This is a genomic window from Gangjinia marincola, from assembly GCF_039523415.1.
GTDB classification, from domain to species: domain Bacteria; phylum Bacteroidota; class Bacteroidia; order Flavobacteriales; family Flavobacteriaceae; genus Gangjinia; species Gangjinia marincola.
This window is the reverse complement of the sequence record NZ_BAAAFG010000016.1, coordinates 41,780-63,761: the sequence shown is the minus strand read 5'-3', so window position 1 is coordinate 63,761 and position 21,982 is coordinate 41,780. Positions and strand designations below refer to the sequence as shown.

Genomic DNA, 21,982 nt, shown 5'->3' with positions numbered 1-21,982 from the left:
CTACCTAAGATTTTGAAAACGTTGCAGCAGAGTGGGATGGGAGTAATGCATAAAAACGTAGAGAGGGTGCGGAGTAAGATTACTCAGGCTTTTACTGCTTAATTTCTTTAAACCTTCAATAAGTGGTTCGCCTTTATACGTATTTTTAGCATAGTCATCTGCCTGATATTCAAAGGCTCTTGATAGCGCATTCATGATCAGTCCCGTAATTTCTGAAATTGGCGTATATAAAATCCCAAAGGCAATCAGTCCTATATGAAAACTAGGCTCTAACACACCTAGTGCTTGAGAAAGCAAAGGATTTCCAATGAAAAGTGACAATACCCAAAGCGTGAATCCAGTGGTAAGTATACTAATGATAAGGTTTACGATGATGTGATTTTTTTTATAATGACCCACTTCATGTGCGAGCACGGCGACAATTTCTTCTTCCTCCAAATCATTGATCAATGTATCGTACAAGGTAATTCTTTTTTCACGACCAAAACCAGAAAAATATGCGTTTGCCTTTGTACTGCGTTTTGAGCCATCTATCACAAAGATGTTATTGAGTTGAAATCCTACGGTTTTAGCATAGGCCTCAATTTTATCGCGCAATGAACCTTTTTGTAAAGGGGTCTGCTTATTGAACAAAGGTACGATAAGCTTGGCATAAAACATATTCATAAATAAGGCGAATGCTGCAACCAGTGCCCATGCATAGAGCCAAAAGTTTTCGCCTACGGCGGAATAGAACCAAATGATTAGGGCTAAAATCCCTCCGCCTATGAGTCCGCCCATGAGCCAGCCTTTAAGCTTGTCCAGCACAAATGTTTCAAGAGACATCTTATTAAACCCGAAACGTTCTTCAATAACAAAGGTACTGTAATAGGAAAACGGAAGCGTTAAGATATCACTCGCCAGCATAATGATTCCAAAAAAGAGCAGCGCGATCAAGATGGGATGATCTGCATAGCTGCGTGCCAATTGATCTACGATGGCAAACCCATCAAAAAAGAAAAACGCCAGCGTAAGCATTAACGAAAATGTAGAAGTTATTAACCCGAATCTATATCGTGTTTTTTTATAGGCTTGGGACTTTTGATACTCGGCATCTTCATACACATCTTCTAATTCCTGTGGGACAGGATCATCAAAGTGTCGGGCATTAATGGCATCGATGATTTTATCTACGATAAAGTTGAGCACAATAATCCCGATAAGAATATAAAAGAGTGTTTTAGGCGACATATAAGAGTTGAATTTTACGCGTGCAAAGATAGCCTATTTATAGTGTAAAATTTGAAGTGACTTTCGTGGATTTTGTCGTTAATAATTAGAGGAAAGTAGTGAGATTTCAATTTTGGAGTCAAGAGCCAAGAGTCTAGAGTCAAAAATTTCCGATCCCAAACCCAAAATCTTCAATCTCCAATCCTTCACACCAATAAACTAATAACCCAATAACTCAATAACTACTAACTAACAAATCCCCGTTGCTTTCTGGCTTCAAATAGTAAAATGCCTGCGGCGACAGAGACATTCATAGAATCAATTTTTCCTTGCATGGGGATGATGATGTTTTGATCGGTTATTTCTAGAAACTCATGAGATAATCCATCTGCTTCTGTTCCCACGGCGATGGCACAAGGTTGATTAAAGTCTATGGAGGTGTATGGAACCGAAGCCTGCAATGCAGCTCCATATACCATTATACTATGTTGATCTAAAAATGAAGATAATTCATTAATGGTCGCTGCGGCGATGTGGTTGGTGAAAATTCCGCCTACGCTAGAACGAATTATATTAGGATTATAGATGTCTGTACGCGGATTCGCAATAATGACGGCATCAACCCCGGCAGCATCTGCCGTGCGTAAAAGCGCACCAATATTTCCGGGTTTTTCAGGAGCTTCGGCGATAAGTAAAAAGGGATTTTTAGAAAAATTTAGGTCTTGCAGCCTGTGCTCTTTCGATTGAACAATGGCAATGAGCCCTTCTGTGCTTCCGCGGTAAGCGACTTTTTCATAAAGCGCTGTAGAAATAGCGATGACTTGCGAAGCCATAATCGTAGATTCAATAGCATTATAATCGATCAACTCTTCTGCAAAAAAAAGGGTGTCAACCAGGTATTCATTCTGTACGGCTAAGGTAATTTCACGCTGCCCTTCTACCACAAACTGCTTCTGTTTTCTTCTAACTTTAGATTTTTGTTGAAGCTGAAGTAACTGTTTAATCACTGGATTGCTAAGACTCGTAATTTTCTTGTGCATGCGCTTAATTCTAGTCAAAAATACAGTTTAATTGTCTAAATTGAGACGTAATTAAAACCTTGAATTATGAAACACTTTTTTGCCTGTATCCTCTGTGCTGTGCTACTCATCTCCTGTAAACAGAATACAACCGCCCCGGCTGAAAATCAAAAAGAAGAATCTAAACGTCAACCAGATCTTCCCCCTAATTTAGTTGAAGTTTTGGAAGCACATGGCGGGCTAGACCAATGGCAACGCATGAATAACCTGTGTTTCACTATGGGTGAAGGAGATGGTAAAGAAGTACATACCGTAGATTTAAATTCTCGCAAAACTTTAATTACTACCTCTAACTACAGCTTAGGATTTAATGGTGACAAGGTATGGTTGCTACAGGATTCTACGTATTTTAATCCTGAAAGAGCCCGATTTTACCACAATCTAATGTTCTATTTTTATGCTATGCCTTTTGTATTGGCAGATGACGGAATAGTGTACTCTGAAACGGATTCCCTTACTATGGAGGGAATGAAATATCCTGGAATCAAAATCGGCTATAAAAGTGATGTAGGTGATTCACCAGATGATGAGTATGTGTTGTACTATCACCCCAAAACAAAGCAAATGCAATGGTTGGGATACACGGTGACCTATGGAAAAGAAGGAAAATCTGATGACTTTCATTACATCAAATACGACACGTGGAAGGATGTTAATGGACTAAAGCTCCCTGAGACGATGAATTGGTATACGGTAAAAGACGGTGTTCCTGTAGAACAACGCAGCGAACGTAAGTTTAGCCAACCTTCAGTCACAGCTACGCGATTAAGTGAAAAGTTATTTGAAAAGCCTGAGGAAGCCGAGTTTGTTGAGTGAGAATAATCCAGAGGTGATATGCATACCCAAGTTATTAGTTGTGTTTTAGTCATACTTTTTCTTACCGGATGTAAAGATCATCCCGAAGTCAATCAGAACGAAATAGAAATGAGAACCTATAACTTTGATCTACAAGGACACCGCGGTGCACGCGGATTAGCGCCTGAAAACACGCTGCCGGCGTTCAAAAAAGCCCTAGAATTGGGTGTGAATACCCTAGAACTGGATGTGGTTATTTCTATGGATAAAAAAGTAGTAGTATCGCACGAACCTTGGTTTAATCCTGAAATTTGTATTGATCCTGACGGAAAAGAACTCGAAAAAGAGAAAACCGATCGTATTAATCTGTATCAACTAACCTACGATCAAATTGCCCAATATGACTGCGGGAACCGAAGCAATCCGCGTTTTCCAGAGCAGAAAAATATCCTGGCGAAAAAACCTCTGCTCACAGAGGTAATCGAACTAGCTGAAGCTTATGCTGAAAAACATACATCAACCATAACATACAATATTGAACTTAAGACGGAACCAGAAGATGATGACCTGTTTCATCCCGCTGCACCAGAATTTTGTAAACTTGTAATCGAAGCAATTAAAGAAAGCATACCGCCGCAGCGTTTGACCTTACAAAGTTTTGATTTACGCATATTGAACTATCTTCATACAACCTATCCTGAATATTCATTGGCGTATTTGGTAGAGCGCGGTTCGTTCAAGGCTAATTTAGATGCTTTAAGATTTACGCCGGCAATTTACAGTCCGTTTCACGAATTATTATCACAGTCTGTAGTGAACAATATTCATCAAAAAGGCATAAAGGTGATTCCTTGGACAGTCAATGATCCAGAGCGCATGCAAGAACTGCTCTCTTGGGGAGTTGATGGGATTATCACCGACTACCCGAATAGGGCATTAATTTTTAAAGAATAAGTCCTTAACTAGCACAGTTTGCGTAGCGCGGATTTAAAATCCGCGCACTCTAGACCAACAAAATTTATTTCTGTTTGGTTACATCAGGATATTCCGGTTTTGGCCAAGGCTTTACAGGGTTTTCTTTTAATTCTTTTAATGCAATTTCAATTGCTTTTTCCAGTTGAGGGTCCCTTCCGGCGATCACGTCTTTAGGGGTTTGGTCTACTTCTACATCTGGTGGCACGCCTTCATTTTCAACTTTGAATCCCTCTTCCGTATAAAATGCAACATTAGGTGCCGTCACACTACCGCCATCAATAAATTCCGGGTAACCCAATACACCAACTAAACCTCCCCAGGTACGTTTTCCAACCAATGTACCCAGTTCAAATTTTCTAAACATCCAAGGCAAGTAATCTCCTCCGGATCCTGCTGTTTCGTCTATCAACATCACCTTAGGTCCTTGAATAGACGCACTGGGAGCTTTCATATCATCTCCATACCTAAAATCCCAGTAGGATTGTACCGGCTTTTTGAGCATGTCAATCACATAGTCTGCCAATTGCCCACCGCCGTTAAATCGTTCATCAATAATAATGGCTTTTTTGTTTGCCTGTGGATAGAAGTATCTCTTAAAATACTCATGCCCGGCGTACGCCGTATTAGGGACATAAACATAGGCTACTTGCCCATTAGTCGCTTTGTTTACCTTTTCAATATTGCCTTCAATCCAGGCTCTGTTGCGCAAAGCCCGCTCTGATGATGCCGGAGTTACTTGTACTTCTTTTGAGTCTTTACCATTCGCACTTTTACTTATCGTAAGCGTGACCAATCGGTTGGCTTTATTTTCAAAATATTCGTGCAGGTTATCGCTTCCGGTTACTTCCTTACCGTCTACTTTTATGATATACATACCTTCACTTACATTCACGCCGGGCTCAGTTAATGGGGCGCGTAGTCCTGGGTTCCAATTGAGTCCGCCATAAATCTTGTCTATTTTATAGCGATTATTTTCAATGACATAATCTGCACCTAACAGTCCGCCATTAATATTGTCCGTTTCAATAAAATCATCTCCTCTGGATCCAAACCTGTGGTGACCAACGCCAAGTTCGCTAAACATCCATCCCATCATGCGATACAAATCTTCCTTTGTGGGCGCATCGTTTACCATAGGTTGGTATTTAGCCTTCATTGCGTTCCAGTCTACCCCATGCATGCCGGGATCATAAAAATAGTCGCGGTTGACACGCCAGGCTTCATTAAAAATACTGGTCCATTCAGCTTTAGGATCAATCTTGATTTTGATCGAGTTTACCGCTAAAGGTTTGCCGTCTGGTTTTTTACCGGTATCGGTTACGTACCATTGATCGTCGCGATACACCAGCATCTTTTTCCCTTTTGCAGCAACCTCAAACGCCCAAGTTGTAAACAAATCCTCATTCTTGCGATCTTTTAGGTCATAGCGGTTTAACATAGGTGGTTCTGAAAAACTATTGCCGTAGGCGAGATAATACAGTTTACCTTCTTCCGGCGAAGCAAGGCTTCCATAATTTCCGGGAGGTACCGGGATATGCACAATGCGATTCATAAGTCCGTCTACGTCTACCTTTATGGCTGGTGTTGCAGGTGCCTTGTCCTTTTTATCTTTCTTTCCTTTTTTATTTTTCTTATCATCCTCTTCGTCATTTTGAGCCTTTTCTTCAGGCTTTTCCATATCATTTTCACGTGCAAACGGATTGGGCGTTTCCTTAGCTAAAGTGACCAGGTAAAGACTATTCGTACTTCTCATGTCCTGATTGCTTTGATCAAACCAGTTCACCACGGGTCCGGCATCGGTAGATGCGGTCATGTAGACATATTTTCCACTTGGATCAAACGTGGGTTCGGTCACATTACTCAATCCATCCGAAATGGGATAGGATTGATTTTTTTCTACCGAAAATAAGTAGGCCTGTTCAAAATTTGTTTTGATGATGTTTGTATAGGTTAACCACTTTGAATCTGGTGACCAGCTGCCAAACAACTCCCGAAACACGCCTGGTACATACAGCACGTCTGAAGCTATTTGAGTCGTTTTAGCATTATCAACATTTGTGATGTATAATGTTCTGCTATTGTCGACATAAGCAACCTGCTTACTGTCTGGTGACCAGTGGAGATAAGCATAAAATCCGGCTCCTTTTAACGGAATTTTCTTTGTACTTACCGCATCGCCCATACTGCGAACGTGTAAGGCATATTCACCCGACTCATCTGAGAAATAGGCGATTTTAGCTCCATCCGGAGACCAGGCAGGGAATTTTTCGTGAGTACCAGTGGTTTCGGTAAGGTTATTTACATCTCCCTTTTCTGCGGGAACGGTAACTATATCACCTCTAAAGTCAAGTACCACCCTTGCACCTGAAGGTGAAATTCCGCCACTACGAACGTATTCGCTTCCGCTTACAAAACGCGAACGCATTTGTAACAGATCTGTTCCTATTCCTACACTAATTTTGGTGCTTTTTTGCGTAGAAGGGTTAAATTGATGCAGGTAACCGGCTTGTTCATAGATTAACTTTCCGGCGTTAGCCGAAAGGTTAGCGACATGATGATCGGTATAATTGGTGTGTTTGGAAACTTGTTTGGTCGCAGGATCAAAGCTGTATATATTGAATTCGCCGTCGCGATCACTTTTAAAGTATACCTTTCCATTGAGCCAGTTTGGCTGAGAGTCGTTGCTTCCGCTTGTGGGTTTTGGGACTTTTGTAATTTCTTGAGTAGCTACATCGTATACCCATATCTTAGAAGCGGTGCCACCACGGTAGTGCTTCCACTGGGTAAATCGATCAGAAATTGGGGTATAGGCGATGTATTTTCCGTCAGCAGAATAGCTGGCCCACCAGGCATTGGGAATTTCTAGTTGAGAGACCGGTCCGCCATTAGTAGAAACGGTAAACAATTGTGCGTAGCGGTTGGTGAAAATATTACGCTGTGAGGCAAATAAAACTTTTTTGCCATCTGGTGTAAAATCGCGGGCAATGTCCGGATAGGGATGATAGGTGAGTCGTTTGGGTATTCCACCAGTCACAGGGACGGTGAATACATCCAGGTTTCCATCATATTCAGCAGAAAACGCAATGGTTTTACCATCGGGGGAGAAGATAGGATTACTTTCATAGCCTTCATCCACGGTTAATCTGCGGGGGTTATTCCCATTAAGATCGACTACCCAAAGATCATTGGCATAGATAAACGCAATATGGTTTGTGCCAATCGCAGGTTGGTGCATCAATCGCGTATCGGTGGTATTGATGGACTGTGCTTGTAAAAAAGATGAGAACAAAAGTGCTAAAACACTTAAGAAAGGGAGTAGAGCGCGTTTCATAAGACAAATAGGTTGGTTATTGTGAAATTGATGTAACAAGATACAGAAAAATGACATTCCTAATATCTTGAACCTTGCCTAAAGAGACGTCAATCAAAGAGATATGTTACAACATTATAAGCTTAAAATCTCAATCTTACTTAAGGGTAAACCAGCGCTGAAGTTTAATAAAAGGATTTTCTAATCTGTTTCCTCACGTAGAAAAAGCGCACCAGACCTATAATCAATAAGACAAAAGCCGTTGAAATAAAAAAATACCCTAAGGTGGTAAGATTACTCAGCACATCTACCTTGAATATTACAAATCCAGAACTGAGTAGCACCACAAAGGTCCTAAAGTACGCCAAAAAGGTTCGCTCATTCGCAAGTTTAGTACGTTCTAACGCCAAGATGTCTGTTCTGCTTATACTGCTTTGATTTAAATTTTTTATCATAAAACAATAATTAGAGAGATCTAAGAATTTTTCTATTAGAAATCACCTAATCCAGGTTTTTTTTATAAATGAGTTTATTAATTGCACTTGATCTGGATACTGAGTTTTCCATATATTGAGAAAAGCGCTTTTTACTACTATTTCTGAAATAAAACCAAGCTTTTTACCAATTTGACTAAAAAGTAAATGATAATCTCTATTGGTTAATCTTACGTGATTAATTATTGATTTTACCTCTTCTTGATCTTCAAACTTTCTGTGAAGCGCTATAGTAAGCTCTCCTATCATTGAGTCTGTTTCGGAATTGATATTTTCCAATACTTCATCAAAAATATATGCTTCTGGTGATTCACCTGGGAGTTTATATACTTTTTCTTCTTCTGAATCGTTTTGTTGAGAATCACCATCAAGAATGCAAATTGAGCTATTTCCTGTGGTTGGATTCATATTATGGTATTTATTTACTGATTTGGCAATGCCATCACCTTCCATCTTGTGCACTTGAACCTCTTCATAATTAATTTCTGAATCACTTGCGATACAAGATTCCACCCACATCTTGGCAAAATCATCCTCTACGAATATTGCTAATTTCGCATCTACTTGTCCCGTTATCGCTCTCAATGACTTTACGTCTAATTTACCTTGGAAAAACTTATTATTGGTCGCAGACCATATAGCCTTAGAGGGAAGAGGTAAGAGAGCATCATTACTATGGGTTGTAAAAATTGCCTGTGAACTTTTTCTAGAGGCTACATCGATGAGATATTCGACCATTCTGATTGTCGCTATCGGATGGAGACCATTTTCTATTTCTTCTATTAGAATGAGAGAATTATCGGGTAAAGATTCTATTTTCAGAACCATTTTTATAATACTGGATTCTCCAGCACCAAAGTGAAATTCAGAAAATTGAACACCTTCATTTGTTGATCCCGTTAATAAAGTAACCTTACCATTGTCATCAACATTAATTCTAGTATAATTGTTTAAATCTTTACCAAGAATTTTCTGTGCGGCATCAATAACATTTTGTTCAAGTTGAAATATTCTATCTTCCGTTACATGAAATCTACCAGAGGCGCATTTACTAAATTCTTTTCTTTCATTTGCAGGTACAGTTCTAGATACACCAAACAAGGCCACATTTCTGGAGATTCGATCCCTAGTCCATTTAAAATTTGTAAATTTTGCTCTTCTATTTATGGAATCATTAGGGTTAATACTTCTATCTATTAATTCATAATTAATTTTCCAGTTTTGCATGCTATCATCAAATCTTCCACTTTTAGCAAAAAATCGACCAGGTCTAACAGAAATATACGCGCAACCTGCAGCTCCCAGTACACTAGTTTTTCCACCTCCGTTAGGACCTATAATAGCGGTAACGGGAAAATCAAAGGTTATAGTTTCATCTTTGAAACCACGTATAGGATTTAGACGTACCTTATTTAAGTATTTACCATAATTCCTGCCGTTAACTTTTTCGGTCAATCGATTTATTAGACTCTGCCTTATCTCACTTTGAAATGCCATATTCCGATCTTAATAAATTTTCAAAACATCTGAAGATATTCTAAAGTTATAATTTGATTAATCTCATATTGAGACCGTCTTGAATTTAAATCCGCGCCAACTTATTTGTACGTTAAAAGTATTACGTTCATAAACTCATAAACTCATAAACTCATAAACTCATCAACTCATCACTTCTCCTTCTTCTGCCCTTCGTATTTATCACTATATCGCTTAGCCAGCGTGGTTTGATGGGTTTCTAAACTAATATCTCTTCCTTCAATAAAAGCTCTGGTGAGCTGATTGGTTCGCATGTCCAATGCATTCCCTTCTGAAATAAATAGAGTAGCATCCTTACCTTTCTCCAAAGTTCCTAATCGATCATCAATGCCTAAGATTTTAGCAGGATTACTGGTAATCAACATTAATGCCTGCTCTGCTGTCAGTCCTGTACTCATGGTTTGCCCGGCCTGAAAAGGTAGGTTACGGGCATTGGCACGTTCCATTTGTCCCGCATTTTGTAACGCCACCAACACTCCTTTATCAACCAACATTTTAGCAAGTTTGTAGGGTAAGTCATAATCTTCATCGTCGCGTTGCGGAGTCGTATGTACACGTTTCAACAATACAGGAATATTATTCGCCTTAAGCTGATCAGCCACTTTGTGTGCATCATAGCCCCCAATGACTACCATATCCACATCATATTCCTTTTTAAAGGCAATCGCATCTAAAATTTCGCGCTCACCGCTTACATTCACGTATAGTTTTTGACTTTTATCAAACAATCCTGCCATCGCTTCAAACTGCAAATCTTTTTCAGAACGCGAACCTGCTAAATAGGCTTTAGCAGTCTTGAAAACCTGCTCAATGGTCGCGATGCGTTCTTTGTATTTATCATTGGCTTTATACCCAGGATCTTCACCCATCCACCAACGACCTCTGGTTACGCTATTGGGCCAGTTTAGGTGAATGCCGTCATCTTCTTTGATCACAGCATCTTCCCAGTTCCAGGCATCAAACTGAACAATAGAAGAGGTTCCTGCAACTACGCCGTCACGCGGGGTTATTTGACCAATCAACACCCCGTTAGGGCGCATACTTTCGACCACTTGAGATTCTGAATTATAGGCAATCAATCCCCTTACATGCGGGATGACGCCACCAATTTCACCATCATCATTTGTTTGACGCACCGCGCCAATTTCTACTAATCCTAAGGTTGAATTAGGAGCAATGATCCCTGGGTAAACGTGCTTACCGGCAGCATTTATGATTTCTCCTTTGGCTTCAATTTTAACCGTGGTGGCATCGCCAATAAAGCTAATTTTTCCGTTTTCAAACATGATAATGCTGTTCTCAATCACTTCGCCATTGCCAATATGAGCCGTAGCATTCATGATGGTTACCGCTTGAATTTGCTTAGGTGCCGGAGTTTGCTGTGCAAAAGACACCAAACCACAAAACATCACTACTTGAACTAGTATATAGATACGTGTTTTCATCGTAAAAATTTTATTTTTTAAATACATCATGAGTTTCTACGCTATCACAGTGAAAACGCATTTTATCTTTTCCTTTTACCGGTACGGTTTTGAGTCCGGCGTTTTTCTCTTGTAACATGGCCGCAATGAGTTGATTGCGTTGCTGTTTGATCTTAGCGCGTTGCTTAGCATCATTCTCAATGTCAAAATAAAGCTTTCCTTCGATCACTGTTTTTTCGGCTTTAGTCGCGACATGCAGCGGGTGGCCGCTCCATAAGACCAGATCTGCATCTTTACCCACCTTTACACTACCCACCTTATCATCAATATGAAGTAATTTTGCAGGGTTTAGCGTAACAAACTTGAGGGCATCTTCTTCGCTTATTCCGCCGTACTTAACTGATTTGGCAGCTTCTTGATTGAGTCTTCGGCTCATTTCGGCATCATCACTATTAATTGCGGTCACCACGCCAGCGTTGTGCATGATGGCTGCGTTGTACGGAATGGCATCTTTAACCTCATATTTGTATGCCCACCAATCGCTAAAGGTAGAACCACCGGCTCCATGCGCTGCCATTTTATCGGCTACTTTATATCCTTCTAAAATGTGGGTAAACGTATTGATATTAAAGCCGAAACGTTCAGCCACTTTCATGAGCATATTAATTTCACTTTGTACATAAGAATGACAACTTACAAAGCGTTCGCTGTTAATGATCTCTAACATGGTTTCAAGCTCCTCATCCATGCGGTAGTTGCCCGTCGCCTTTTTCGCTTCGTACTCCTTAGCTCTGGTAAAAGCATCAACAAATACCTGCTCTACACCCATACGAGTTTGTGGAAAACGTGAATAACTGTTCCAGTTGGCTTGCTTTACATTCTCACCTAAAGCAAACTTGATGAAGCCGGGTGCATCCTTATTGATCATCTCTTCAGCAGAGGATCCCCACTTTAATTTCAATATGGCTGAGCGTCCACCAACGGGATTAGCAGATCCATGTAATAATTGAATGGAGGTCACTCCTCCGGCCAGGTTGCGGTAAATATCTACATCTGTAGGGTCAACAACATCCTTCATGCGCACTTCCGCGGTGTTGTTATGTCCTGCTTCATTTATAGCAGATGCCGCGATATGCGAATGTTCATCCACTATTCCCGGGGTGAGATGTTTTCCGGTTCCATCAATGACCGTAGCTCTTCCTGCGGAAAGATTTTTACCAATTTTCGCAATTTTACCGTCCTTTACTAACACGTCGGTTTGTTCTAAAATTCCTTCGGCTTCATTGGTCCATACTGTTACATTCTTAAAAAGCATATCCTGCTGCTGCGGAAGCTTCTCATATCCATAGGCATTGTTGGGATAGGTGATCGGAAGCATGTCTAGCTTCTTCTCATCCTTCTTTTTCTTTTCGTCATCTTTCTCTTTGTCTTCTTCCGGTTTTTGAGTGGCTGTAAAAGAAGTTTCTGTGCCATTGGGTAGTACTGCTTTTCCTGAAAAATTCTTCGGGTTTGCAGGAATTTTAGCAATTAAGCGAACAAACTCTTTTTTGGTGGTATCTGCAGATGTCATCACCAGATTCATCCAGTCATTGTTTAGGCTTACCTTACCTCCTAATTTTAAATCACCTTGAGTTACTTCCGCCTTTGGCTTAGACGCATCACCGGTGATCGCGAGATCGTATTGTTGCCCTTGTACGTTTAAGGTATACTTTCCGGTAAGATCAACCGCATTCATATCGGTGATAACCGTTTTATTGCCTTGTACCCAATGTTCATATACTTTTGTGTCTTTTTCAAATAAATCACCACTGGTAATCATGAAGTTTGCCAGAGCACCTTTTTTAAGAGTACCTAAACTGTTTTGCATACCAATTAGTTGAGCAGGGACAGTAGTAAGTGCTGCTAAGGCATCCTCTTTACTCAACCCGTGTTTAACGGCTTTCATTAGATTACCTTTAAACTCTTTGGGTGATTTTAAGCCATTCGTGGTTAAAACAAATGGAATCTCATTTTTAGCAAACATCGCCGGATTAGTAGGGCCTTGTTGCCAGTGTTTCATATCCTCCAGACTAACATAATCGGTGAGGTACGGGTCAGACACATCATAAGTTTCCTGAAAGTCGATTGGCAGAATATAAGTAGCCCCGGTCGCTTTGATATCTTTAATACGTTGATACTCATCACCGCCACCTACAATGATATATTGAATGCCAAATTGATCCCCCACTTTATCAGCCCGCATGTCGTCTAAAAGTCCGCCGGCATCAAAAATCTGCGGTAGGGATTTATTTTTATTGTACGCCTCTAGTGTTAAGTCCTTGTTTTCAGCATTACCCCCTGCATACCATGTGGCATCATGATTTAATTGACGTAAAAGCGCCATGGCTCCCATGCGAGATGTAGGATACAATTGCTTTGAACGGGCACTTTTTTGAAATGAGTTGTACTGTGCAACATTTGTTTTCAAAATGCGATCACCGTTGTTCCCTTTTTCATTAAGTGCTACCACCATCCCCGTACCGCGAACGATACCATCTGGTACGTGAGTAACGACGGCACCAAAGCCGGCTTTGATCATCGCATCGGCCGATTTTTTATCAAATTTAAATTCTTCTAATGGGTCGTTGGTAGGTCTTATATGGTCATTCCAGTAATAACCTTCGCGTGAGGAGCCGTATTGAGGATTTCCGCCAAAAGGACTTCCACCTTCACTTTTTGGTTTTTCAATACCAAAGTGAGAGTAGATATCTACGAAAGAAGGGTAAATTTCTTTTCCCGCTAAGTCCACACTCATGGCATTTTTAGGAACTGAAAAAGATTTCCCTACATCTACTACCTTACCATCTTTAATAAGTAGCATCCCATTTTTAATGGTTTTACCGGGAGTGGTATGTATCGAGACATTTTTAAACACCGTATATACGGTTTGCGAAGCTTTAACGCCGTCATTTTTAGGAAAGTATTCTTGAGCAGAAGCAACAATCCCAAAAAATAATAGCGCTGCTGAAAGTACGTTTCGTAGCATGTGAAAGGTTTAATTGATTGAAAGATGTTAAATATAGCATCTTTTTTAGGTTTGAACGGTCGTTTATTCAAACTTTTCTAACCCGTAGTTTACAAGTAATGCTACAACATAGCTGTAGCTTTGCATGCCCTGGGGTTGATTATTTACCTTGAGAAATTGCCCATAAAATGCCTCAAATACGGGTTCCATAGGGTTTTGATAGGCCAGCCAAAATTGGCGTACTTCATCGTAATTAAGTCTGATTCCATAATTGACCCGGTCAATAAGCTCTTCGGTGTCCTCAGGTTCACGTCGGTATAATTCGGCTAAGCAATATCTAAGCGCAAACGTGTAACCGGAGTATCTAAAATATTCATTCTCATGCACCATACTATTTAGGCAAGCGATAAAATTCGCCTCATTTTCCTTAGCAAATCCCAGCTGGTGTCCAATTTCATGACTGGTTGTGGTGGGGTGTTTGTAAGAAGGCATCAAATAATTTACCTGTGCCTCATTGGTTAATGGATTGAGATAGCCGTTAAATCCCATATAGGTTAAGGGAATGCTATAGACCGAAGATTTTACACTGGGTTGGGTATAGGTCAACGGAATCTTATCATCATTTTGTTTTGCAGCAGCAATGGCCAATTGGCGCAATTCATGCTTAGAATAGGGCATCACTACCTTTAGGGAGTCATTTTGAGTCAACTGAAGATGAAGCGCGTTTGCTTTTTGTATGAGCGTAGTGGTGTATTCTCTTAATTTTTCTGTGGTATAATCACGCTCAAGACTCAAAATAGTATGCAAAGGTTGGCGGTAGTAATTAAAGCCCCAAAATAGGTGAAAGCAGAAGTAAATAATCGATAGAGTAGCAAGACTGCTGGTGATCCAACGTTTAGGTTGTTTAAATTTATTTTTGATACGTAACCACATCCACCGAATTAATAAAATCCCTAATACCGTGTAGAGTAAATCCCCAAAAGAAAAAGGTAACCATCCAAATAAGAAACGTTCTGTCATGGAGATATAGGGATAAACGCCATTGCTGTAATACTCCTCTACAAATTGTGGAGAGGTTTTTAATCCCTGAATGATACCCCATTGGACAGGCAGAAACAAAGCGAATGCAATCGTACGTTTTTTGGGCATTGATCAAAAATACAATGTTTGTTTTAATCTACAGATTTTACAGATATCTTTGGAAAAAAAATTTTTATGAGCCAAGAAGTTCGATCACTTTCACCTAAGTCTATTTGGAAAAATTTTGCTGATCTAAATGCAGTTCCGCGTCCATCAAAAAAAGAAGAGCGCGTACGCCAATTTATGAAGACCTTTGGTAAGTCATCGGGACTGGAGACCTTAGAAGATAACATTGGAAATATTATTATCAAAAAACCAGCCACATCGGGTATGGAAGATCGCCAGACCGTGGTGATGCAATCCCATTTAGATATGGTGCATCAAAAAAATAACGATACCACCTTTGATTTTGATCGTGAAGGAATACAAATGTATGTGGATGAGGATTGGGTGAGAGCAAAAGGAACGACGCTGGGAGCAGATAATGGATTAGGTGTAGCTACTATTATGGCTGTATTGGAGAGTAAAGACCTGCCTCACCCGGCCATCGAAGCCCTTTTTACTATTGACGAAGAGACGGGAATGACCGGAGCAAAGGAACTGGATGAATCAATTTTAAGTGGAAGCATCTTATTAAACCTAGATACAGAAGAAGATGATCATATTGACATTGGTTGTGCCGGTGGAGTAGACGTAACAGTAACTCACGCTTACAAAGAAGAAAAAACAGCTTCGGACGATACCTTTTTTACTTTATCTATTAAAGGACTTCAAGGGGGACACTCTGGGATGGATATTCATAAAGGTCTTGGGAACGCTAATAAGCTGGCGGCACGTTTTCTAAACATAGGAATTAAGCATGGCATCCGGTTAATTTCTTTTAAGGGGGGTAGCCTAAGAAACGCTATTCCGCGTGAAGCTGTAGTGACTTTCTGCCTTTCGGCGGAAGCCAACAATGAATTTCAAGGTGAGTTTGAGGAATTAAAGTCTGCTGTTCAAGTGGAGTTTAATGCCATAGAGCCTAACTTAAAGATAGCATTGCTTAGCACGGAAGCTGCTGATAAAGCGATGAGTATATCAGACTCCGGAAAATTTATCCAAGCTCTGCATGCCGCTCATAATGGCGTCTTTAGAATGAGTCCTACGATTGAAGATTTAGTCGAAGCATCTAACAATGTGGCGCGTGTAACTCTTAAAAATGGAACTTTAGAGATCGCCTGCTTAACAAGATCCTCAGTTGATTCAACCAAATGGCAAGTTGCAGAAGGTCTTCAAGCGATTTTTGAGTTGGCGGGATATCAGGTAAAGTTTAGCGGAGATTATCCGGGGTGGGCGCCAAACACAGATTCTGCAATTCTAGACGTAGTTAAGCGATTATATGTTCAGCTGAATGATGGAGAAGAACCTCATGTTGGCGCTTGTCATGCCGGATTGGAGTGCGGAATCATTGGTGAGCATTATCCAAACTTAGACATGATTTCATTTGGTCCTACCATTCGCGGGGCTCACTCACCCGATGAGCGGGTGAGCATTTCTTCGGTTCAAAAGTTCTGGACCTTTGTACAGGAGATTTTAAAGGAAATCCCGAAGAAATAAATACGACTGTTTGGGTCATTTCGATTTGCCGGCTGGCGGAGAGAAAGCACATTCTTAAATAATCCTGTAAGATCTTTTTTTGACCTTGGAGGTATAAATCAAAGGACCTACAAGGTTTTGGAAACCTTGCAAGCCGTCAAGTTAGTGGAATGCAAATTCCCTCCTAATAAGGAGGGCTAGGGAGGTGTTTTGTGTTAGTAAGTAAGATTTTTTAAACTCCCCTGAATAGTTTACAACTATTCTTTCCCCTCTAAAGTGAGCTTACTCGAGTAATTATAAAAAGTATGATAATATGATGGTTTTAGAGAATCTGTTCCCTTTTACTAATGAGGCTTAAGGAGATGTTTTCAGAATTAAGCATAAAAAAAGCGCCGCATTCTTATGCGGCGCTTTTTACTAAGGCATGTAAGGATTTAATTGATACCAACGATTTCCATGTCAAATACTACATCTGCATTAGGTGGTATGGTGCCTCTTGAGCCGCGCTCACCCCAGGCAAGTTCTGTCGGAATAAAGACAACCCATCGATCACCGACCTGCATGTTCAGCATAGCTTCCTTAAATCCCGGAATCATTGGGGCATCTGCACTGTAGGTCGTTTGAATAGGTTTGTAAGCATCTAACGACGGACGAATTATATTTTCTTTACCATAGTTTTTTGCAACTTCTATCATGTTAGTGTCAAAAATTTTACCGTCTTCAAAATAGCCTGCATAATCAAGAGATACTTTATCTGTACTTTTCGGTTGTTCTCCATCTACATCTTTGATACGATAAATCTTCAAACCACTCGGCATTTCTTCTGCTTTTTCTTTAAGATCTGCTAGACGCACTTTAGTTTCTTCAATGGCTTGTTGTGCTTTTTTTTCGGCTTCTGCTTTAGCTACTTCGGCTTCTTCCATTATATTTTCAAATATTTTTGGAGCATCAAAGTCTTTGGCTTCTTTCCCTTTTCGTATGATTGTAACGGTATTTATGGTTACAGGATTTACTGGTTTATCTCCGGGCTTAACAGTTTCTACAGCACCAATACTATCTACCACTTCCTGACCTTTTACTACTTTTCCAAAAACAGTATGTTTACCATTGAGCCAAGGGGTTTCTTTGAGCGTAACAAAAAACTGACTTCCGTTAGTTGCCGGTCCAGAATTAGCCATAGAAAAATATCCTTTTCCATCATGCTGTAATGAATCCACAATTTCATCTTCAAACTTATATCCGGGTCCTCCAGAACCAGTTCCCATTGGATCACCTCCCTGAATCATAAAATCTTTGATCACACGATGAAAGCTAATCCCATCATAGAAGTTTTTGCCTAAATAGGTACTGTCAACAAAGGTGTTAGAACCTTCGGCTAGTGAAACAAAGTTTGCTACCGTAAGTGGAGTAGCTTTATAGAATAACTCGCCTACAAAAGTTCCTTTATTTGTTTCGATTTCGGCATATAGACCGTCTGACAAATCAGGATATACTTCTTTGCAGGCAGAGAATACTGTAACTACTATAGCGGCTATGATAATTGATATTTTTTTCATGGTTATTTAATTTATTATTGAGTCGTTTTCTTTTTTTAAGGTGGTCAAACTAACTGTTGTTTTTAACGGATAATTAGTGCCAATCTTGTTTTTATCACCGTAATATCCAAATCCAAGATGCGAAGGAAATAAAAAAGTTACAGTTTCCCCAGTTTTCATGAGTTTAAGTCCTATCCGCAAGCCGGTAAAAATCTCTTCTTTATCCATTACGTAACTTTTTGGAGAAACTTCATCTACGGTATAGATTGGTGTTCCATCCAGCCGGTCTACTTTGTAGTCAAAAACCAATTGGTCTCCCACCTGTGGTAGGGTAGATTTTGCCATATCTTTTGCTACATAATAATACCAAAATCCGTTTTTTGAAGCAATGTATTGGTTGGCGGTATCTTTTGCGATGATGTCTTCAATGAGCTTTTCTTCAAAAGCTACTTGCTTTATGTTGCGATCAATAGATTGGTCGATAAACGTACCAGAAGAATTTGAAACAGGTCGTCGCGCTTCTTGAGGCTTACAAGCAACCATTCCTACAGTGATCAAGAGAATATACATTAGATTTTTCATGAGGTCAATTCTTTTTTGTAATGAGGTAGGATCTTTTCAAACGCCAAGATAGTTTTGGTGAGTGAGAGATCACTTTTTCCACCTGCGGCATTAGTATGTCCACCACCACTAAAGTGAGTTCTGGCGAAGGAATTGACATCAAAATCTCCAATTGAGCGTAAAGAGATCTTGATTATCCCCTCGTCTTTATTCTCTATAAAAATCAATGCAAATTTAATTCCTTTAAGCGATAAACCATAATTAACGAAGCCTTCGGTATCTCCTTTTTTGAAATCATGTTGATTTAGCTCTTCCTGCGAAAGGGAGATATATGCGGTATGATAATCTTTTTTGACCACTAAGTTATTCAAAGCAACACCTAATAGTTGTAACCTGCTTTTTGAGTTTGTGTTGTAAATCTTTTGATGAATCGTAGCGTTTTCGGCACCACGATCCAATAAACTGGCAACGACGTGATGGGTCGTACTGGTTGTAGAGGCAAATCTAAACGATCCTGTATCGGTCACAATACCCGTATAGATACAAGTTGCCATTTCTTTAGTAATCATTGCTGTATCTCCTAAAAAGTCTAAAAAATGATACACCATTTGGCAGGTGGAACTCATGGATACATCGCTGTATGTATAAGAAGCATAATCATCTGGTGATTGATGATGATCAATCATAATAAAGGTAGCTTCGGCTTTTTCAAGTGCGTTCTGCAAATTTGCTACTCTGGAAAGATGATTAAAGTCAAGGGTGAAAATGAGGTCTGCTTCCTTGATAATCTTTTCAGCACTTTCGGTATCCTTTTCCGCATTAATAACTTTATTTTCAAAGGGTAGCCACTTGAGAAAATCTGGGTAGTCGTTAGGAGAAACAACTACAGCATCGTGATTTTTTTGTATGAGGTATTGGTATAATGCAAGTGTAGATCCCATAGCGTCTCCATCTGGGTTTTTGTGCGGAATTATAGCAATTTTTTTGGGAGTTTGAAGGAGTTGCTTGATTTCAGCAATATCAGATGCAGTCATAGGTGTCAAAAATACAATTATTTAAAGATGACGTAAAATAGAATATTAGAAATTATTGCATCTTGCTATTATGAAAACAGCACTTCTTAGTATTCTAGGTATGTTTATGTTGACGCTAAATGCTCAACAAACTATTCAGACAAAAGATTCGATTCTTACTTTGGCGCTAGGCAGTTGTAATAAACAAGATAGGGAGCAACCTTTTTGGGATGAAATTATTGAACTGCAACCCGATGTTTTTATCTGGGGTGGTGATAATATTTACGGGGATACGAAAGATATGGAGCTTCTAAAAGCAAAATATGATCGACAATCGTCAAATCCCGGATATCAACGATTAAAAAATGAGGTTCCCGTACTAGGTACCTGGGATGATCATGACTACGGAAAAAACGATGCAGGGAGAGAATTTAAAATGAAAAAGGAAAGTCAGCAACTCTTTTTAGACTTTTATGATGTGCCTAAGAATGATCCCCGAAGAGATAGAGAAGGGGTGTATCATGCCGAAACTATTTTGACTCCCTATGGAACTGTACAAATAATCATGCTGGACACACGATATTTTAGATCACCTTTACGCAAAAACAAGAAGAAAGGAAAAGGTAAAAAGCGCTATTTGGTCATGAGGACGGAGAAGGGACTATATTAGGAGAAAAGCAGTGGAGTTGGCTTGAAACGCAGCTCAAAAATACTACAGCTTTGATGAGCGTTGTAATGACAAGCATTCAATTACTATCCAATGAACATGGGTGGGAAACCTGGGGGAATTTTCCTCATGAACAAGAGCGATTTTATGCATTACTAACTAAAATACCAGATCATCCCGTGGTCGTCTTAAGTGGTGATCGACATTTATCAGAATTTTCAAAAAAAACCTCTCCGGCTATTCCTTTCCATTGATTGATTTCACCTCAAGTGGTTTGACGCATTCCTATAGTGGTGATAAAGAGGAATCCAACCCTTTTAGAGTGGGAAAATTAGTTACTTCACCTAGTTTTGGTATGATGTATATTAATCTAAAAACGATGCAGGTTGAATTTGAGATGAGGGGATTAGAGAATATTGTATTCGAAAATTTAAAAATTGACTATTCCGTAACGTCTACTGTGAAGAAATGATTATTTTTGCAGCCGCTTAGATAAACTCAAAAAAGATAATTATGGCAGGCAATAGAACATTTACAATGCTTAAGCCTGATGCTGTTGAAAAAGGACACATTGGGGCAATATTAGAAAAAATCAATTCGGCTGGATTTAGAATTGTGGCGATGAAGTTAACGCACATGACAAAAAATGATGCTGAAACATTCTACGAAATCCACAAAGAGCGCCCTTTCTTTCCAGAACTGGTAGAATATATGACCCGTGGTCCTATCGTTGCTGCTATCCTTGAAAAAGATAATGCAGTAGAAGACTTTAGAACTTTAATTGGTGCAACAAATCCTGAAGATGCTGCTGAAGGTACTATTCGCAAATTATATGCTGCCTCTATAGGAGAGAACGCTGTTCATGGAAGTGATAGTGATGATAATGCTGCTATTGAGGGAGCGTTTCACTTTTCAGGAAGAGAGATGTTCTAAAGCATACACTAATTACCATATTAAAGCCGATTCAAAAGAATTCGGCTTTTTTATTTAAGCACCAATTTCTTAATTACTTCTTTTCCAATCTCTTCATTGATCAACCGTATGATTTTTTCTTTTCCGTAACTCAATTCTTCACGCAGCACTGATGAAGTAAGCGAAACATAAAGCGTTTGGCGTTCTAATCGTATAACGTGAGTATATTTTTGAATCGCTGGACCCATTTGTTTTTGCCATGCCTCAGCCACATGAACTTTATCCAACCCCTTCTCAAGCTTGTTTTCTGTTACGAAGCTCTTTAGGACATCTTTAATAGATTGGTGGTCATTAGTTCTCTTTGTCATCAAAAACAGCTTAATTATTTATATTAATTGGCTCAAATTTCTTATACGTATAAATAACTCCTTCTTCATTTTGAATACGGAATTCTTCCGCCTCCAATGCAAGTAAATTTTCCTTCCAGCGATCCATATCTGTTTCATAAATTAGGACTAAGGATTCACCCTCTTTAGTAATCGTGATATTCTCTTGCGAGTCACTGGTTGTAAATGTGCCGTCAAATTGCGGACGAACTTTTTTACGTATACCTTGATCACCTTCGATAAAAATATAGTCCACCGTTGGGTTGGCTCTAAATTCTTTAACCGTACCATCGGTAAACTCTACCTTCTCTATTTGCCAGTATCCATTTAGGTCTTCCGCGTCAGCGAGAGAAATATTTTGTTTACATTGAGTCATGATCACCATCAAAAGGCACCACAGGATGGAATTGGTTATTTTTTTCATGTG

At 39.6% G+C, this 21,982-nt stretch carries 19 protein-coding genes; 6 read left to right on the top strand and 13 right to left on the bottom strand.

Features of this window, described 5'->3' with window-relative positions; all coding sequences use genetic code 11:
- On the bottom strand, positions 1–1,230 hold the full coding sequence (locus ABD000_RS11160; RefSeq protein ID WP_343767459.1) for a M48 family metallopeptidase: 1,230 nt from the start codon (positions 1,228–1,230) through the stop codon (positions 1–3).
- A gap of 224 nt (positions 1,231–1,454) precedes the next feature.
- A complete protein-coding gene (locus tag ABD000_RS11155) occupies positions 1,455–2,267 on the bottom strand; it encodes a TrmH family RNA methyltransferase (protein WP_343767456.1) in 813 nt (270 codons plus the stop codon).
- A 48-nt stretch (positions 2,268–2,315) separates the two neighbouring features.
- Between ABD000_RS11155 and ABD000_RS11150 the strand changes: the two genes are divergently transcribed.
- Positions 2,316–3,104, top strand: coding sequence for a DUF6503 family protein (locus ABD000_RS11150; protein ID WP_343767454.1), 789 nt, complete (start codon positions 2,316–2,318; stop codon positions 3,102–3,104).
- An 18-nt stretch (positions 3,105–3,122) separates the two neighbouring features.
- Complete coding sequence (locus ABD000_RS11145; protein ID WP_343767452.1) at positions 3,123–4,037, top strand: glycerophosphodiester phosphodiesterase; 915 nt, start codon at positions 3,123–3,125, stop codon at positions 4,035–4,037.
- 64 nt (positions 4,038–4,101) lie between these two features.
- On the opposite strand, the gene ABD000_RS11140 is transcribed toward ABD000_RS11145, so the two are convergent.
- The 6 genes from ABD000_RS11140 to ABD000_RS11115 all read right to left on the bottom strand — a co-directional run bounded on the left by ABD000_RS11140 (position 4,102) and on the right by ABD000_RS11115 (position 14,975).
- A complete protein-coding gene (locus ABD000_RS11140; protein ID WP_343767450.1) occupies positions 4,102–7,389 on the bottom strand; it encodes a S41 family peptidase in 3,288 nt (1,095 codons plus the stop codon).
- Between the two features lie 164 nt (positions 7,390–7,553).
- Positions 7,554–7,823 (bottom strand): DUF202 domain-containing protein, encoded by a 270-nt coding sequence (locus ABD000_RS11135; protein WP_343767447.1) that lies wholly within the window; start codon positions 7,821–7,823, stop codon positions 7,554–7,556.
- Between the two features lie 42 nt (positions 7,824–7,865).
- Complete coding sequence (locus ABD000_RS11130; RefSeq protein WP_343767445.1) at positions 7,866–9,359, bottom strand: ATP-dependent nuclease; 1,494 nt, start codon at positions 9,357–9,359, stop codon at positions 7,866–7,868.
- A gap of 170 nt (positions 9,360–9,529) precedes the next feature.
- Positions 9,530–10,843 (bottom strand): amidohydrolase family protein, encoded by a 1,314-nt coding sequence (locus ABD000_RS11125; RefSeq protein ID WP_343767443.1) that lies wholly within the window; start codon positions 10,841–10,843, stop codon positions 9,530–9,532.
- 10 nt (positions 10,844–10,853) lie between these two features.
- On the bottom strand, positions 10,854–13,847 hold the full coding sequence (locus ABD000_RS11120; RefSeq protein ID WP_343767439.1) for an amidohydrolase family protein: 2,994 nt from the start codon (positions 13,845–13,847) through the stop codon (positions 10,854–10,856).
- A gap of 63 nt (positions 13,848–13,910) precedes the next feature.
- Positions 13,911–14,975, bottom strand: a complete 1,065-nt coding sequence (locus ABD000_RS11115; protein WP_343767437.1) for a DUF3810 domain-containing protein — start codon at positions 14,973–14,975, stop codon at positions 13,911–13,913.
- A 66-nt stretch (positions 14,976–15,041) separates the two neighbouring features.
- Between ABD000_RS11115 and ABD000_RS11110 the strand changes: the two genes are divergently transcribed.
- The gene (locus ABD000_RS11110) at positions 15,042–16,502 is read left to right on the top strand and encodes an aminoacyl-histidine dipeptidase (RefSeq protein WP_343767434.1); all 1,461 of its coding nucleotides are present in this window, start codon (positions 15,042–15,044) and stop codon (positions 16,500–16,502) included.
- Between the two features lie 413 nt (positions 16,503–16,915).
- Here ABD000_RS11110 and ABD000_RS11105 read toward each other — a convergent pair whose 3' ends face one another.
- Genes ABD000_RS11105 through ABD000_RS11095 form a run of 3 tightly spaced genes read right to left on the bottom strand, consistent with a single transcriptional unit; the run spans position 16,916 to position 19,611 of the window.
- Complete coding sequence (locus ABD000_RS11105; RefSeq protein ID WP_343767432.1) at positions 16,916–18,037, bottom strand: peptidylprolyl isomerase; 1,122 nt, start codon at positions 18,035–18,037, stop codon at positions 16,916–16,918.
- Between the two features lie 6 nt (positions 18,038–18,043).
- Positions 18,044–18,598, bottom strand: coding sequence for a gliding motility-associated peptidyl-prolyl isomerase GldI (gene gldI, locus ABD000_RS11100; protein WP_343767430.1), 555 nt, complete (start codon positions 18,596–18,598; stop codon positions 18,044–18,046).
- Entirely contained in the window at positions 18,595–19,611 is a 1,017-nt protein-coding gene (locus ABD000_RS11095; protein ID WP_343767428.1) for a DHH family phosphoesterase, read from the bottom strand. The genes gldI and ABD000_RS11095 overlap by 4 nt, the downstream gene beginning before the upstream one ends.
- Positions 19,612–19,681: 70 nt before the next feature.
- Between ABD000_RS11095 and ABD000_RS11090 the strand changes: the two genes are divergently transcribed.
- The 3 genes from ABD000_RS11090 (at position 19,682) to ABD000_RS11080 (ending at position 21,190) form a co-directional block, all read left to right on the top strand.
- Positions 19,682–20,260: an alkaline phosphatase D family protein gene (locus ABD000_RS11090; RefSeq protein ID WP_343767426.1), complete on the top strand. Its 579-nt coding sequence runs from the start codon at positions 19,682–19,684 to the stop codon at positions 20,258–20,260.
- Positions 20,254–20,511, top strand: a complete 258-nt coding sequence (locus ABD000_RS11085; protein ID WP_343768873.1) for an alkaline phosphatase D family protein — start codon at positions 20,254–20,256, stop codon at positions 20,509–20,511. The genes ABD000_RS11090 and ABD000_RS11085 overlap by 7 nt, the downstream gene beginning before the upstream one ends.
- 259 nt (positions 20,512–20,770) lie before the next feature.
- A complete protein-coding gene (locus tag ABD000_RS11080) occupies positions 20,771–21,190 on the top strand; it encodes a nucleoside-diphosphate kinase (RefSeq protein ID WP_343767424.1) in 420 nt (139 codons plus the stop codon).
- A 50-nt stretch (positions 21,191–21,240) separates the two neighbouring features.
- On the opposite strand, the gene ABD000_RS11075 is transcribed toward ABD000_RS11080, so the two are convergent.
- Together ABD000_RS11075 and ABD000_RS11070 are read right to left on the bottom strand one after the other, a co-directional pair.
- Complete coding sequence (locus ABD000_RS11075; RefSeq protein ID WP_343767422.1) at positions 21,241–21,537, bottom strand: DciA family protein; 297 nt, start codon at positions 21,535–21,537, stop codon at positions 21,241–21,243.
- Between the two features lie 10 nt (positions 21,538–21,547).
- The gene (locus ABD000_RS11070) at positions 21,548–21,979 is read right to left on the bottom strand and encodes a lipocalin family protein (RefSeq protein WP_343767420.1); all 432 of its coding nucleotides are present in this window, start codon (positions 21,977–21,979) and stop codon (positions 21,548–21,550) included.
- Between the last annotated feature and the right edge of the window lie 3 nt (positions 21,980–21,982).